Annotated in this window: 11 protein-coding genes; 3 read left to right on the plus strand and 8 right to left on the minus strand. The window is 72.5% G+C overall.

Translation table 11 applies throughout. From position 1 onward, the window contains the following. Window positions 1-156 precede the first annotated feature (156 nt). The 4 genes from AB0O15_RS37425 to AB0O15_RS37440 form a co-directional block, all read right to left on the minus strand. Window positions 157-2,517, minus strand: a complete 2,361-nt coding sequence (locus tag AB0O15_RS37425) for an AbfB domain-containing protein (protein ID WP_364329196.1) — start codon at window positions 2,515-2,517, stop codon at window positions 157-159. 261 nt (window positions 2,518-2,778) lie between these two features. Continuing rightward, window positions 2,779-3,018, minus strand: a complete 240-nt coding sequence (locus tag AB0O15_RS37430) for a hypothetical protein (RefSeq protein WP_364329199.1) — start codon at window positions 3,016-3,018, stop codon at window positions 2,779-2,781. A gap of 4 nt (window positions 3,019-3,022) precedes the next feature. Next, window positions 3,023-6,781: a hypothetical protein gene (locus tag AB0O15_RS37435; RefSeq protein ID WP_364329202.1), complete on the minus strand. Its 3,759-nt coding sequence runs from the start codon at window positions 6,779-6,781 to the stop codon at window positions 3,023-3,025. An 81-nt stretch (window positions 6,782-6,862) separates the two neighbouring features. After that, window positions 6,863-7,939 (minus strand): hypothetical protein, encoded by a 1,077-nt coding sequence (locus AB0O15_RS37440; protein ID WP_364329205.1) that lies wholly within the window; start codon window positions 7,937-7,939, stop codon window positions 6,863-6,865. Window positions 7,940-8,207: 268 nt separating this feature from the next. Between AB0O15_RS37440 and AB0O15_RS37445 the strand changes: the two genes are divergently transcribed. Next, window positions 8,208-8,747 (plus strand): LuxR C-terminal-related transcriptional regulator, encoded by a 540-nt coding sequence (locus tag AB0O15_RS37445; protein ID WP_364329208.1) that lies wholly within the window; start codon window positions 8,208-8,210, stop codon window positions 8,745-8,747. A gap of 6 nt (window positions 8,748-8,753) precedes the next feature. On the opposite strand, the gene AB0O15_RS37450 is transcribed toward AB0O15_RS37445, so the two are convergent. The 3 genes from AB0O15_RS37450 to AB0O15_RS37460 all read right to left on the minus strand — a co-directional run bounded on the left by AB0O15_RS37450 (window position 8,754) and on the right by AB0O15_RS37460 (window position 11,731). Next, the gene (locus AB0O15_RS37450; RefSeq protein WP_364329211.1) at window positions 8,754-10,247 is read right to left on the minus strand and encodes an RtcB family protein; all 1,494 of its coding nucleotides are present in this window, start codon (window positions 10,245-10,247) and stop codon (window positions 8,754-8,756) included. Between the two features lie 126 nt (window positions 10,248-10,373). Beyond that, window positions 10,374-11,066, minus strand: coding sequence for an FAD-dependent oxidoreductase (locus AB0O15_RS37455; protein ID WP_364329213.1), 693 nt, complete (start codon window positions 11,064-11,066; stop codon window positions 10,374-10,376). Then, complete coding sequence (locus AB0O15_RS37460) at window positions 11,063-11,731, minus strand: FAD-dependent oxidoreductase (protein WP_364329216.1); 669 nt, start codon at window positions 11,729-11,731, stop codon at window positions 11,063-11,065. The genes AB0O15_RS37455 and AB0O15_RS37460 overlap by 4 nt, the downstream gene beginning before the upstream one ends. Window positions 11,732-11,901: 170 nt before the next feature. Between AB0O15_RS37460 and AB0O15_RS37465 the strand changes: the two genes are divergently transcribed. Continuing rightward, entirely contained in the window at window positions 11,902-12,426 is a 525-nt protein-coding gene (locus tag AB0O15_RS37465) for a hypothetical protein (protein WP_364329218.1), read from the plus strand. Window positions 12,427-12,448: 22 nt separating this feature from the next. Here the strand turns inward: AB0O15_RS37465 and AB0O15_RS37470 are convergent, their stop codons facing one another. Further along, complete coding sequence (locus AB0O15_RS37470; protein WP_364329334.1) at window positions 12,449-13,681, minus strand: PP2C family protein-serine/threonine phosphatase; 1,233 nt, start codon at window positions 13,679-13,681, stop codon at window positions 12,449-12,451. A 121-nt stretch (window positions 13,682-13,802) separates the two neighbouring features. Here AB0O15_RS37470 and AB0O15_RS37475 point away from each other — a divergent pair, with 121 nt between their 5' ends. After that, the gene (locus tag AB0O15_RS37475) at window positions 13,803-14,669 is read left to right on the plus strand and encodes an alpha/beta hydrolase (protein ID WP_364329221.1); all 867 of its coding nucleotides are present in this window, start codon (window positions 13,803-13,805) and stop codon (window positions 14,667-14,669) included. The last annotated feature ends 1 nt before the right edge of the window (window position 14,670 follow it).

Here is a 14,670-nt window from a genome sequence, read left to right on the forward strand (position 1 = left end):
CGACCGCCCGGCCACCGGCCGCGCCACCCCAGCCTCCGCACCCGGCACCGCCACCCCCGACAACACCAACGCGGCCACACCAACCACCACAAAACCCCGTGTTCTCACCGGGCATCCCTCTCTTCCAGCTTTGGTAACGACGTGTCAGGTACGTGATCAGCTCACCGGGCGGCCGCGACCCCAGGCCCAGTTGCCCGGACCGGAGTCCCACGCGGCCCGCGGGGCGGCATTCGTGCTACTCACAGCGTCGAAGGCCCAGAGCCGCGTCTGATCGTCGGGATAGGAGTAGAACGCCGCGAGGTCGGTCCGGCCGTCGCCGTTGAAGTCACCGGCCACCGGCTTGGCCCGGTTCGGGTCCCACTGGCCGGCACCCGAGTCCCAGGTCACGTGGTTGTACGGCTCGCTGCCGGGGGTGGACACCCGGTCGAACAGGAAGAGCCGGGTATGCCCACCGCCATAGTTGTAGAACACCGCGATGTCATCCTTGCCGTCACCGTCGAAGTCGCCGGCCAGCGGCGTGCTCGAACTCAGAGCCCAATGCCCGACACCGGTCTCCCACACCTTGCGCGGCGCCGCCGGGCCCCGGACGTTGTCAAACAGCCACAGCGCGGTGGTGTTGCCCCCGTTGTCGTAGAACGCGCCGATGTCCAGCCGGCCGTCGCCGTTGAAGTCACCGGCCACCGGCTTGGCCCGGTTCGGGTCCCACTGGCCGGCACCCGAGTCCCAGGTCACGTGGTTGTACGGCTCGCTGCCGGGGGTGGACACCCGGTCGAACAGGAAGAGCCGGGTATGCCCACCGCCATAGTTGTAGAACACCGCGATGTCATCCTTGCCGTCACCGTCGAAGTCGCCGGCCAGCGGCGTGCTCGAACTCAGAGCCCAATGCCCGACACCGGTCTCCCACACCTTGCGCGGCGCCGCCGGGCCCCGGACGTTGTCGAACAGCCACAGCGCGGTGGTGTTGCCCCCGTTGTCGTAGAACGCGCCGATGTCGAGTTTGCCGTCGCCGTTGAAGTCACCGGCCACCGGCTTGGCCCGGTTGGCGTCCCACTGACCGGCCCCGGGGCGCCACGCCAGCTTGGTCGACACGGTGCCGCCGCCGACGCCGTTGAACAGCCACAGCCCGGTGTCGGCGTTGCTGTAGTCGTAGAACGAGGCCACGTCGGAGCACGGGTCCTTGACCGGAGCCGGCTTCGGCGCGGTCTGCGGGCCGGGGGCGTCGATCAGCCAGGTCGCGTTCTCGTTGAAGCCGCAGGCCCGGTCGGACGCGTTGGCGCCCGAGTTGTCGGCGATCCAGAGTTCGGCGCCCAGGTGACGCAGGTACCGGCCCGGCTGGGCCTTGGCCTCCAGCGACACCCCGGGACCGCCCAGCCCCTTCTTCGCGCACCAGGTGGCGGCGTTCTTGAACTCGGTGCTGCCGTCACTCGGCTGCAACTGCACCCGGAACCCCACCGGCCGCAGGTAGTGACCGGGACGCTGCGTCGACTCGAACGAGAAGCAGCCCTCGCCGGCCAAACCGTCGACGACCTTCCAGGTGACGTCCGCGATCGGCGCGGGCGGCGCCCCCGCGGAATCGCCCGAGGTCAGGCTCGCGTCACCGACGGCGCTCCGCACCCACCAGCCGGCCCGCTTCGGGGTGGTGCTGCGGATCGACTGCGCGAGCGCGTCGAACTGGCCCGCCCGCAGGAACAGCGCGACGTCGGCCGGGGTGCCGGCCAGCGCCGCTTTCGCCGCCGCGACGAGGGCGGGCCGGACGAGGGTCTTCTCGGCCCTGGTCTGGATCTCCAGAGCCAGTCTGCGGTTCTCGGCGATCTCCTTGTCCAGGGCGATCTGCTTGTCCCGGGCGCTGGCGGCATGGATGCCGGTCTCGATGAACGCGGCCCAGACGGCCGGTTCGGGACTGAGGATCGCGTCGAACGCCGCGGCCGACACCTCCGACCCGGTAACCGCCTTGTCCCGGATCTTGCGGATGAAGTTGTCGTTGGCCAGCGTGAGCTCGCCCTCGGTGGGCGCCCACGCGACCACCGACGCGGCCCGGCGCTTTATGTCTTTCTGCCGCAGCGCTTCCCGCTCCGCCTCGGTCTTGTCGTGCTGCTCCTGAATGAACGCATCCACATCCGCCCGATGCGCCACGATCACACCCGACTCGATAAACACCTTCCACTCCGGAGCCTCACCCCGCAACGCCGCGTTCACCCCCGCCTGCACCCGAACCGCCCACGGCTGCACCATCAACGCGCCAACCCGGCGAATGAACTGATCATCCGGCAGATCCAACAACTCCGGCGTCGCCGCCAACTCCAGATACGCCAACGCCCGCTGCTTCGCCTCCCGAGCCAACTGCCGCGCCAACTGCTCCTGCCGAATACGCGACTCGTCCTTCTCCACCGCCACAAAAATCTCCGAACGGATGAACAACGTCGCCGCGTCCGAACCCTCCACATCCAACGCCGCCCGCGCCCTCGCCCGCACCTCCACCAACGGCACCGACTTCACATCCGTCAACAACCGGCTCACCAACCCACGATCCGGCAAAATAATCCACTCACCATCAGCGACAATCCCCACCGCCGCCAACGCCCGCGCCTTCTCCACCTCCGTCGCCTCCGGCAAAGCCACCGCAGCCGACCGCCCCGCCACCGGCCGCGCCACCCCAGCCTCCGCACCCGGCACCGCCACCCCCGACAACACCAACGCGGCCACACCAACCACCACAAAACCCCGCACCACGAACCCCCGTGCTCGCACCAGAAAACCCCTTCTCGTCACGTGCCCCACTTACGAATAGGTCAGGATCTCCTCACCCACGTGATTCCGGCCCTCCGACCACCAGGCACGCAGGCTCCCGCCCAGGCCGCTCCAGATCAGCAGGCAGCCCGGCTCATGCCCGAGCTCGCCCATCTCATCGCCGGTGATCTCGACGATGATGTTCTTGCCGACCGGAAGCAGCACCTCTGTTCCGGCCGGTTCGAAGATCACACGCAAGGGCTCACCGTCGGTGGTTATCAGCAGCTTCATCGCGTCAACCTAACTGCTCGATAATCCACGCGAACATCTCGGCGCGGGGCTTGGCGCTCGGGTTCGGTTTTTCTCGCAAGACGCTGTGCTGGTCAACGGAGGCGAAGTAATTCCTGATGTACTCCAGGTCCTCTTTGGTCATTCCTTTTTGGCGTACGAGCTCCAGAACCTCCGGTGTCTTGAGGTTCTCCCCATTCCGGTTCGCGCCCTTCCAGAGATGTTGGCCGGCATCGTTGAAGCTGGCGAACCCGTACTTCTCGACGAGCAGCCGCTTGGTCTCCTCCGCCATCGCCCTGACCACATCGCTGACCTTCATGCCGGGCGTGCACCCGGCCAGCGGAATGGCGTCCTCGGGATCGGTGGCCGTACTGAGGTGACCGGCGGCGGCCCTCTTGCCGGGCACCTTGCACGCCTTGTTGCCGAGCTTCAGCAGGTCCTTGATCTTCTCGACGGCCTTCTTGGCCTTCGCCGACCGGGAGAGGAACGTGCCGATGTCCGAGGCGACCTTGAAGAAGGCCTTGGCCACCGGGCCGAGCTTCGACCACGGGATGAGGCTGGCGGCCGTCCAGAGGCAGGCCTCGATGTCGCCCTCGGTGAAGCAGGCCTTGAGGTCCTCCCAGCCGATGACCTCGAGCAGGACCTGCGCGCCGTTCTCGATGAGGAAATCGACGATGCCGCTGTTGGCGGCGGCCATGTCCGCGCGGATCTCGGTCATGCACTGCTCGGGGTCGGGCTCGCCCATGCAGACGGCCTTGATGTAGTTCTCGTCATCCGGGCTGAGGCCGATCCCGCCGGTGCCGTCCTTGGCGGCGGCCTCGTCCCGGGCCTGTCGTTCCGCCGCCCGATCCGCGGCCTCGGCCCGGTCGGCGGCCTCCTGCGCCGCGATGGCCGCGTCCATGGCGTTCTTGGCGGCCTGGGTCGCGGCGTCGGCGTTCTTCTTGGCGTTGTCGGCGGCGGTTTCCGCCCTGGTCGCGTCGGCTTCCGCCGCGCTGGCGGCGCCGCGGGCGGCGGCGGCGTCATTCTCGGCGCGGGTGGCCGCGCCGCGGGCCGCGGCGGCGTCGTTCTCGGCGGCGGCGGCACTGCGACCGGCGATCGCGGCGTCGTTGCTCGCCCGGTTGGCGGCCGTACGGGCCAGGACCGCGTCCTGGCGGGCCTGGGCGTCGGCCTGGTTCGCCCGCGCGCCGGCGTCCCGGGCGTCCGCGCCGTCGACCGCGGCGTCGGCGGCGGCGCCCTGGGCGTCCGCGGCCGAACGAGCCGCGTCGGCCGCGGACCGCGCTGCCGCGGCGGCGGCGTCATAGGCCGGCTTCACGTCCGCGTTGGCCCGCGCGGCCGCCTCGGCGGCGGCCGTCGCGGCGGCGATCGCCTCGGTGGCCCGCGTCTCGGCGGCCCGCACCTGTTCGGCGCCGACCTTGGTGGCCTGCTCGGCGACCTCGATGACAAAATCGGCGTCCAGGTCGGACCCGGTGAACGGTGCGACGATGGTGATCGCCGTGTTGGCCGGGTCGGCGATGCCGGCCGAGGCCTGCCGGGCCGCCGTAGAGGCGCGTACGGCTGTGGTGGCCTGCGTCGCGGCCGACACCGACTCGGCGGTGGCCGCCACGGCCTCGTCCCTGGTCCGACCGGCGGCCCGGAACGCCGCCGCGGCCTCCTGCGCGGCGTCCTCGGCCAGCCGGACCGCGGCCCGGGCGGCTTCCGCGGCCTTGGCCTCCTGTGCGGTGGCCTCGGCGGCGGCAGCGTTCGACCGGCTCGCCTCGTGATGGGTGGTGGCCGCCTCGCGTTCGGCGTTCGCCGCGGCGGCCCGGGCCCGGGCGGCGGCGGCTTCGGCCTCCTGCGCGGCGGCTCGGGCCCGGGCCGCGGCGCGGGTGGCCTCGGTCGCCGCGGCCCGGGCGTTGGCTGCGGCGCCGGTGGCGGTGTCCGCCGCCGATCGCGCACCGGTGGCCGCGCCGCGCGCGGTGGTCGCCTCGATGCGGGCCTGGGTGGCGGCCGCTCGCGCGTTCGCGGCGTCCGGCCCGCCGGCCTGGGCCGCGGCGCCGGCCTCCAGCGCGGCGGCCTTGGCGTCCGCCGTGCGGTGGTCCCGTTCGGCGGCCTGGGCCCGGTCGCGCGCGGTCACCGCGGTGCTCTCGGCGCCTTCGGCCCGGGATCGGGCGGTGGCGCTCAAACCTTCCTGCGCCTCGGCGTTCTCCCGCGCGGTGCGGGCCACGCCGGCCAGCTGTTCGGCTTGTCCTCGGGCGGAACTGGCGATCGCGGCCTGGGACTCGGCCCGCGCCCGCGCCGACGCCGCCGTCGCACGTTCGGCCTCGGCCCGCTGCCGCGCCGCCGCGGCCTTGGTCGCCTCGTTCTCGGCGATGATCCGCTGGTCCCGGGTCCGCTTCGCGGCCGCCCAGGCCCGTGCCTCGGCGGCTTCGGCGTCCAGCCGGGCGGCCCTCGTCCGAGCCGCCGCGTCCCTGGCCGCGTCGGCCTGCTTCGCCGCCGCCGCCGCGAGATCCGCCGCCGCCTTGGCGTGCTCCTGCGCGTACTCGCGCCACTTTCTCGCCTGCTCGGCGTGCGCGATCGCCCTTTCCTCAGCGTCACGGGCCGCACCGGTGGCGGCCGTGGCGTCGATCGCGTGCCGGGCGGTGACCGCCGCGGCCTGCGCCGCCTGCGCCGCGGCAGCCATGCCCTGTGCGATCCGCGCCCATTCGATCCCGTACGGCAGGCCCGCCTCGACCAGGATGTGCGCTTCCGCCTGGGCCCGGGCCGAGGCCTGCACGGCCGCCGCCGAGGCCTGTTCGGCGTACCCGACCTGCCGGGACACCTCGGCCTTGACCCCGTCGTAGGCGTCCGCCGGATGACGGTTGGCGGCGGTGTTGGCGGCCAGGATCTGCTCGGCCTTGCGGGCCTCGTTCCCGGCCGAGACGAGGGAGTTGGCCGACCGGCGCAGCGCCTGGACGCCTTCGCCGTGCGCCACCACCAGGTTCCGGCGGGCCGCGGAGGCTCGTGCGGCCCTCCGGGCCAGCTCGGACAGCTCCTCGGCGGCGTCCTCCCGGGCGCGTTGATCGGCCAGGTACCGCTCACGGGCGTCGGCGTCCTTCGCGGCCGCCGTCGCGTACCCACCGTTCAGGAACGCGGCGATCGCGCTGTCGCCGGACGCGATCGCCGTCCGCGCGGCCCGGGAGACCTCCGAGTCGGGCAGGTCCGCCAGCACCTGGACCCGGGCCCGGAGCTGACCCGCGCGGGCGTTCGCGTCGGCGGTCGTCTTCTCGTCCCGCGCCCGGGCCAGGTCCGCCCCGTAGATCAGGAACGACTCGCGGTCGTAGTCGGTGCCGTGGAGCACCCGCTGGACCTCGGCGTTGAAGACCGGTCCGCCCGTACCCGCCAGCTCGGTGATCTTGTCCTTGTTCTCCTTGGCGGTCTTCGCCTTACGCGCCTTGGCCAGCGCCTTCGCCGCGTCCTCGCCGGAGACCAGGAAGTCCTCGACCGCCTGCGCCGTGCCGGCCGAGAGGGCCGCGTCGGCCGCCGTGCGAACCTCGGCGTCCTCGGCGAGGCCGGCGATGTCCACCACGAGGGCGCGCATCCGCGGATCACCGATGTCGGCGACTCCGGACTCCCCGTCCCACGCTTTCTCCGGTGGCGTGAAGGTCCCCGGATCGAACGACGGGGTGTCGCCGGGCGCCGCGGGCTCACGCAGATCACGCGTCGCCGACGGCGCCTCGGTTCTGGGTGGAGGCGTGGCGGCGGCGGCATCCGCGCCGCTCACCACCAGCGCCGCGGTGACGGTAGCCACGATCAGGGCGCGTAGCCGGGTGATGTTGATGATGAACCCCCGTGAAGTCGGAACAGACGGTGCGTGGTGGTCGCCGCGGGGTCAGCCGGGCGGGTCGGTCATCTCCAGCTCGGCCGCGCGAGCCTGGTCCAGCAGCGCCGTCCAGTACCGGGCCTGCTCGGCCGCGGAGTCCCGCTCGGTGCTCCACGCGGCCGCCGTGGACACCGACGACGAGGCGATCGACTCCCAGTTCACGCTCTCGGCCGCCGCGGCGGCCAGCGCGATCGCCTGCCAGGAGGCCGCCTGGGCCGCCGCCACATCCTCGGCCTGGCGCCAGGCCGACCGGGCCGGCGTGGTCTGTTCGACCACCGTGCGCCACGCCGTCGCGGCCTGCGCCCGGGCCGCGGCGGCCGCCTCGCCGGAGGCCTCCCGCGCCGCCGTCTCGGCCGCCCGCGCGTCGGCGGTCAGCCGGTTGATCGTCGCCCGCCACCGCACGTCGTTGTCCGCGATCGCGCTCTGATGCAACTCCAGATCCAGCCTCGCCGAGCTGTTCCAGCCGTACGCGAAGAACTCCACCAGATCGGCGTCCGTCGCACCGGCACGCAACGCGTAGCCCGCGCCGACCCGCACCTGCGCGCCCGGATCGGAGTCGCGCAGCGCCGCCACGAAGTCCCGGTCGGCCTGCGCCAGCGCCGCGGCATGGGTCCCGTCGGCCTCCCGCACCTGACGGTCCCGGGCCGCGGCCTCGGCGTACCCGGTGCGGGCGAATCGTTCGCGATCCGCGGCCGATCCGTTCACCGCCCGCTTCGCCGCGGCATGGGTTTCCGGCGCGTACGCCGCGATGTGCGTCGCCAGGATCCGCTTGGCGAAGTCCAGGTCCTGCTGGTCCTGCGCCGCCGCCCGGGCCCGGGCCGGCTCGTACCCCGACGCCAGGAACTCCGCGATCGCCGCGTCCGGCGTGCTGCTCAGCAGCGCCAGCCACGCCGCCGCCCGGACTGTCGACTGTGGATGTCGAAGCGCGACGAATCGTACGAACGCCTTGTCCGCGGCCGCGTTGTCGGCGGCGTTCGCCAAGGTTTCGTACGACGTCCGGTGGTTACCGTCGGCGCTCGCGAAGCTGCCGGCGGGCAGCACCGTGGCCGCGGTGGCGAACGCGGTAGCGGCGATGAGTCGCGCCATCCGGGTCATCGTCATGCTGCCCTCTTGTCCTTTTCGGTCATGGCGAGGTGGCGACGGGATCGCCGCCCCACCGACGCTATGGATCGGGGCGGTGCCGGACATCCGGCCCTGGTCCAGTCCTGCGACCTGTACCAGGGGACAGGCTTCGACCAGAAACGAAAGGGTTGGACCGGCCGCGGGCTCCTCCGGAATCGTTGATCGTCACAACACGGGGAGAACGATGCAGTGCCAGCCGACGACCAGAGTTCTGATCGATATCGACAACGCGGTGCTGCGTGTGGGCATCGAAGCCGTCCTGCGCGACCACGAGCACCTGGTGATGGCCTTGACCGGCGACGCCGACGTGGTGTTGCGACAACAGCTGGGCCGCGCGGCCGCTCCGGCCCGGACCGTCCTGCTCGCGCCGCCCGCACCGGCCGACGACCTGCTGTGCGCGGCCGCGGCCGCCGGGGTGGGCGCGATCGTGGCCGCCGACGAGCCGATCGCCGGGCTGGTCGAGGCGATCCGGTCGGTGCACGCCGGCCACGGCTGGACCAGCAGTGACATCGGCGGCCGGCTGCTCGAACTGTGCCGGCGGCAGCCGGTGCCGCCACCCGCCCGCGGCGATCTCACGCCGCGGGAGGAGCAGGTCCTGGCCCGGATCGCCGATGGCGAGTCCAACCAGGAGATCGCCGTACGCCTGGTGGTCACCGTCCGCACGGTCAAGCACCACGTGTCGAACCTGCTGATGAAGCTGGGCGCCCGGGACCGCGCCCACGCGGTGGCGCTGGCCTACCGCAGGCAGATCCACGACCCGATCAGAGTGTGAGCCGGATCAGCCCTTGACGGTCAGGATCGGCCGGAGTTCCGCGACCGGCTGGGCCACCTCGGCCATGCGCAGGGTGTCGACGACCGGGCCGACGTCCTTGTAGGCCCAGGGCGCCTCCTGCTTGAGGTCGCGACGCCACGCCGCGATGATGTCGCGCCGACCGGCCACCGCGGGGTCGCGATGGTTGAGCGGGGTGACGACCCGGAACTCACGGAGGAAGGCGTCCAGCTCCGCGTCGCTGCCACGGGCCGTGGCGCCCCGCGGGATGCTGCGGCCCGCGCCGTGGCAGGCGCTGCCCAGGGCGCGGTCGTTGCCGAGCCCGCGCAACAGGTAGCTGGGCGCGCCCATCGACCCGGGCACGATGACCGGCTCACCCAGCTCGGCCGGGGTAGCCCCTTTCCGGTGCACCGCCGAACCGTCCGCGCCCGGCCACATCAGGTTGTGCGGCGCGTCGTAGATCAGCCGGGAACCGGGGTCGCCGGCGACGCTCGCCAGGCCGGCCCGCAGCATCATGGCCAGGAAGAACCGGTTGCCGACGGCGAAGTTGGCCGCGTTCGCGAAGGCGGTCAGATAGCGTTCCCGCCCGGCCGCGCCGCGCTCGTCGAGCAGCATCGGCAGGATCCGGTTCGCCGGCCTGGGCACCGTCCGGGGCCAGGCGGCCCGAGCCTGGTCGTGGCCCGTGGCGTTGGCCTGGTGGCCCAGCGAGAGCGAGCCGGTGTGCACCATCAGGACCACACGACCAGGAGCCAGACCCCACGCGTACGCCGCCGCGCCGTCGTGGATGGCCGAGACGTACTGCAACTCGGCGAAGTGGTTGCCACCGCCGACACTGCCGATGATGCTGTCGTAGCTCGTCCCGCCACCGCTGGTGATCCAGTCCCGGAACGCGTCCGCGGACCGGGCCGGATATCCGGCGGCGTGCAGCCGCCCGCCCAGGTCGGCGGTGTCGTCCGGGCCGACCTGCCCCCAGGCGCCGTCGGCGTCGGCCGGGACACCTTCGGCGATCAGCCCGGGCAGCCCGTCGCGGAGCAGCCCCTCGCGGTGGGCCGGGGTGAGACCGATGCGGCGGCCGCCCTCGAAGAACAGGTGCCGCAGCCGCCGTTCCAGGCGGTCCAGATGTGGCCGTACCCGATCGACGGTCAGCGAGGTGACCTCCACCCGCATCCCGCAGTTGATGTCGTTGCCGACCGCCTGCGGCACCAGGGCGCCGACGGTACGCAGCACCGTGCCGATCGGGATGCCGGCTCCCTTGTGGAAGTCGGGGGTGCACACCACCCGGTCGATGCGCGGCTCGAACTCCAGCCCCGGCGTCGCCTGGCCCAGCTCCCTGAGCGTGCGGTCCGTCTCCAGCACGGTGAGCAGCTCGTCGATCGCCGCCGACTCGATCGGAACCTCGGGGCCGGCGCAGATCTCCACCGGCACGTCGGTCGGATTGGGCAGCGTGAGCCAGGAGTCATCGGTACGCACCAGGCGCCGGTCGGGCCGCTTGGGCAGGGGCATGGACAACCTTCGGAAGTGTCGGGGAAGAGGCCACGGCCACCCTAGGGGCGAAGGTCGTCGGCGGCGATCGCTTTTCGTGCCGCCGGCCTTTTCAGGGGCGGTGCCCGCGTGGGGCCAGCAGGCCGTTCAGGGGCGGCGGCCTCGTGGGGCCAGCAGGCCTCGAGGGGCGACGGAGAGCAGCGGCCCGGGCCGGACCCCGTGGTCACCGAGGATGGCGTTGACCGCGAGGATCGCGGAGCCGGCCGCACGCTCCATCAGGCCGGCCGGGAACGGCACGCGGACCCAGTCGCCGGCGAGGTGGAGACCCTTCGCGTCGGACCGCACCCCCGGCCGGGTGGCATCGCTGCCCGGGGCGAAGGCGGGCGCGTCGTCGCCGACCCGTTCCTCGACGTCGACGATGGCCATCCGGGTGGTCTCCGGCCAGAGCGCGCCGAGCTCGGCCCACATCCGCTTGGTCAGGTCGGCGGCGCCGACACCGTCCGGCGCCGCGTACGCGTGCAGTTCGATCACGCTCCCACCGGTGCGGCGGGCCCACTGGCCGGCGGCTCGCTCGATCCGGTGGTAGAGCGTCACCGAGTCCAGGGTGGCCTCTTCGGCGACGCTGGTGAAGACGCTGCGCCGGGGCGCGCAGTCCTGGGCGGTCCAGATGCGGCTGACCGCGTAGGGCGGCGCCGTCCGTACCGTCGCCATCTGGGCGGCCAGCCGCGGCGCGACGGCCGCCAGCCCCGGCGAGCCGGCGACGATCTCCCGCGCCGAGCGGGGGTCGGTCGCGAGGACGACGTGATCGGCGGTCAGCTCGGCGCCGCCGCGCAGGGTCACGGTCCACCCCGGATCGATCCGGGGTGGACCGCCGCCCCGGTGCGGATGTCGCCGCCGAGGGCCTGCAACTGCCCGGCGAGCGGCGCCCAGATCGCCGTCTCGTAGTCCTGGGTGGGCGCGTCGAAGTCGAGCCCCTCGGGATTACGCAGGAAGTAGAAATGGAATTGCATGATCATCTCGGCCGCGGACATGTCCTCCTGGTGGTTGAAGAACGAGTGCGCGAAGACGTCGAACAGGTGCGCGCGGGCCCGGGCCGGCATGCCCAGCGTGTCGAGGAAATCCTTGGCCGAGATGTGGTCGAAGCGGCGATAGGTCTCCTCGCGGGAATAGCTCAGCAGCGGTACGGCGGCCTGGCCGTCGACCCCGCGCAGCTCCCGCAGTTTCAGGCTGGGTGACCGGGCCACCAGGGCCAGCAGGTTGGCCGGTGGCCGCCGGGGCAGCCCGGAGAAGCTCTCCTCGGGCCAATGCCGGGAGACGACCGGATACCGGCCGGCGGGCCGCAGGAACGACAGCTCGGTATCGATCCGCCGGAGCACGTTGTGCCAGTTGTAGTACTGGCGGAAGAAGCCGTGGAACCCGTGCTCCACCATCTGCCGCGAGCCGTCCGCGACGATGCGTGGCCACGCCGCGAGGCGCCCGCCCAGCTGGGCGTCACGCTCGAGCAAGGTGACCCGAACTGGCCGGTCAGGGCTTCATCACCCGGCTCGACCAGGTCTACCGCACCGGCGAGTCCTACACCGGTCGTGACGTCCGGGTCACGCTCGGCGCCGGCCCGCAGGCGCGCGACGCGTTCTTCGACTTCACCTACGAGCCGCGCCGGGACGCCGACGGCACCGTGACCGGCATCCGGGTCATCGGCATCGAGACCACCCGCGACGGCGGCCTGCTGGGCACCTTCGCCATGTACCACCGCACCCCGCGCGTCCCGCAGGACACCGACCTCGCCCTGGCCGCGGTCTTCGCCGGCACCGCCGCCCTGGCCATCGAACGTCACCACAGCGAGCAGGCACGACAGGCCGCCGAAGCCCGCGCCAAGGCCGCCCACGACGAACTGGCCAAAGTGGTGAGCGCGGAGCGGCACCTGCGCGCCGAGGCCGAGCGGCGGGCCGCCGCCGCCGCGGAACTCACCGCCCGGATGCGCACCGCCGCGGCCGCCCAGGCCGCCATGCCGCACCCCGAGCACTGCCAGCTCGGCGGCCGGCCCGGCTGCACCGCGCCCGCCGAGATCAAGATCGCCGATTCCTGGGGTGACGCGGCGTGGGGCTGCCCCGACCACGTCGAGGAAGCCATCATCAACGTGCGATCGGTGTTCATCGCCAGCGAGGAGCTCGGCGGCCTGGCCGCCTACGTCAACCGCTGACCCGGCCGCCCACGCCGTTCGGTCACGGCTCGAGCAGGTGGTCGGCGGGTACGACGATCAATTCGGTGTCGGAGTCCGCCGGGGCGGGGCTGTGCCAGTCGGCGAGCAGGATGGTGGCGTCGTCCTGCAGCCGGTCGTCCTGGTACTTCAGGATCGCGTGGACCAGCCGGCGGGCGGTTTCCGGAGCGGGAAGCTGGTCGGCCGAGGCTTTGACGGCGAAGTCGGTCAGCCGCTCGATGCCGAAGAACTCGCCCTCGGCCGAGCGTGCCTCGATGATGCCGTCGGTGTAGAGCAGGATCCGGTCGCCAGGTTCGAGAGCTTCTTCGACCATCACCGGCGGTCGCCGGTCGCCGAGGGTGACGGGCAGGGCGGTCGGCGTGGGCAGGACCTTGGCCACCCGGCCCTGCCGGATGACGATGCCGCTGGGGTGTCCGGCCGAGATCACCCGCAGGACGCCGGTGCGCTGGTCGATCTCGGCCAGGACCGCGGTGATCATGCCGAACTTGTCGTGTGCGCGGACGGCGTCGTCGATGTGGTGGTAGCTGTCGATCAGGGTCAGGCCGGCGCGACGGGCGTTGCGGTACGAGGCGAGGGCGAGCGAGGCGAGCATGACCGCGCGCATCCCGCCGGCGGAGCCGTGCCCGGCGGCGTCGAACAGCGCCAGATGCGCGGTGTCGCCGTTGACGGCGTAGTCGAAGGCGTCCCCGCCCACGTCGTAGCAGGGCTCCAGAATGCCGCTGATGACGAGGTGGCCGGTCGAGAACGACAGCGGCGGCAATTGCGCCCGCAGCATCTCGGCGGCGAGCCGCATGGGCTCCTGGCGGCGGACCCGCTCGATGGTGTCGCTGTAGAAGCTGCGCGTGATCACCAGCTCGGCCAGCAGGGTCGCCACCAGGGCGCAGTCGTCGACCGCCCGCTCATCGAGCGCCGAAGGCGAGACGATCTCGAGCACGCCCATCCGCTCGCTGCCGTTGAGCAGTGGCAACCACAACCGGGCGCCGGCCTCGTCCCCCTCGCTCACACAAGGTCTGACCAGCGAGTACGCCCGGCCGGCGAGGGTGCCGTCGACCGTGGTCGACGCGCGGTGCGGGGCCGAGCCGCCGAGCAGGGGCAGCAGCACCCGCTGCTGATGGTCCACCAGATAGATGATCATGGCGGTGGCGTTCACGGACGGGGCGGCCCGCATGGCCATCTCCGGCAGGTCCTCCGGCCGGGCATGATGCGACTGGCGCAGCAGCTGCCGGAGCGCTTCCATGGTGTTCACACGAGATCCCTCCGAGTCGGCCCGGTCGAGCATGCCTCATCCGAGCCGTTCCGACGCAATCACCGGCCCCGGTCGTGATCCGACGCCGTGGCCGGCTGCTAGCGTCTGATCGATGTTCGAGGGCTTTCGGCTGGACCATGCTGACGTCGGTGAGGTCACGCTGCGGTTCAGGCACGGCGGCGCCGGCTCACCCGTCGTTCTCCTGCACGGCCATCCCCGTACGCACACGACCTGGTTCGATGTCGCCCCGAGGCTGGCCCGGCACCATTTCGTGGTGACGCCCGACCTGCGCGGATACGGCGGGTCGACCCTGCCACCGGACGAGCCGGATCACGCGCAGTCGAGCAAGCGCGCGATGGCCGGTGACGTGGTGCGGCTGATGGCGCGCCTCGGCCACGACCGGTTCGCCGTCGTCGGTCACGACCGTGGCGCCCTGGTCGCGTTCCGCACCGCGGTGGATCACCCCGAGGCGGTGTCCCACCTGGTGGTGATGGACGGCCTGCCGATCGTCGAGCAGCTCGAGCGCACCGACGCCGCCTTCGCCCAGGCCTACTGGCACTGGTGGTTCCTCGCACAGACCGACAAGCCGGCCGAGCGGGTGATCAGCGCCGACCCGGACGCCTGGTACGGCACCGGCGACCCCGCCGCGATGGGCCACGCCCAGCACGCCGACCTCCGGGCGGCCGTCCACAACCCGGCCGTCGTCCACGGCATGTGCGAGGACTACCGGGCCGGCCTGGGCGTCGACCGCGACCACGAGGAGGCCGACCGGGCGGCCGGACGGAAGATCGGGTGCCCCACCCTGCTGCTCGAGGCCGCGCATGACGATCTGGACCTCCATGGCGACCCGGCCGCGATCTGGGCTCCCTGGATCGCCGGCGCCCTGCGCCACCGCGTCATCGACTCCGGGCACCATCAGGCCGAGGAGGCGCCCGGCCCGGTGGCCGGGGAACTGCTCGACTTCCTGTCCGCCACCTAGG

Origin of the sequence: Actinoplanes sp. NPDC089786, from assembly GCF_040684855.1 — a bacterium.
Classification (GTDB): domain Bacteria; phylum Actinomycetota; class Actinomycetes; order Mycobacteriales; family Micromonosporaceae; genus Actinoplanes.

Coding starts and splice junctions, on each gene's coding strand:
- AB0O15_RS37430 (WP_364329199.1), bottom strand. CDS start 3,018: ATGAAGCTGCTGATAACCACCGACGGTGAGCCCTTGCGTGTGATCTTC.
- AB0O15_RS37440 (WP_364329205.1), bottom strand. CDS start 7,939: ATGGCGCGACTCATCGCCGCTACCGCGTTCGCCACCGCGGCCACGGTG.
- AB0O15_RS37450 (WP_364329211.1), bottom strand. CDS start 10,247: ATGCCCCTGCCCAAGCGGCCCGACCGGCGCCTGGTGCGTACCGATGAC.
- AB0O15_RS37470 (WP_364329334.1), bottom strand. CDS start 13,681: ATGGAAGCGCTCCGGCAGCTGCTGCGCCAGTCGCATCATGCCCGGCCG.
- AB0O15_RS37475 (WP_364329221.1), top strand. CDS start 13,803: ATGTTCGAGGGCTTTCGGCTGGACCATGCTGACGTCGGTGAGGTCACG.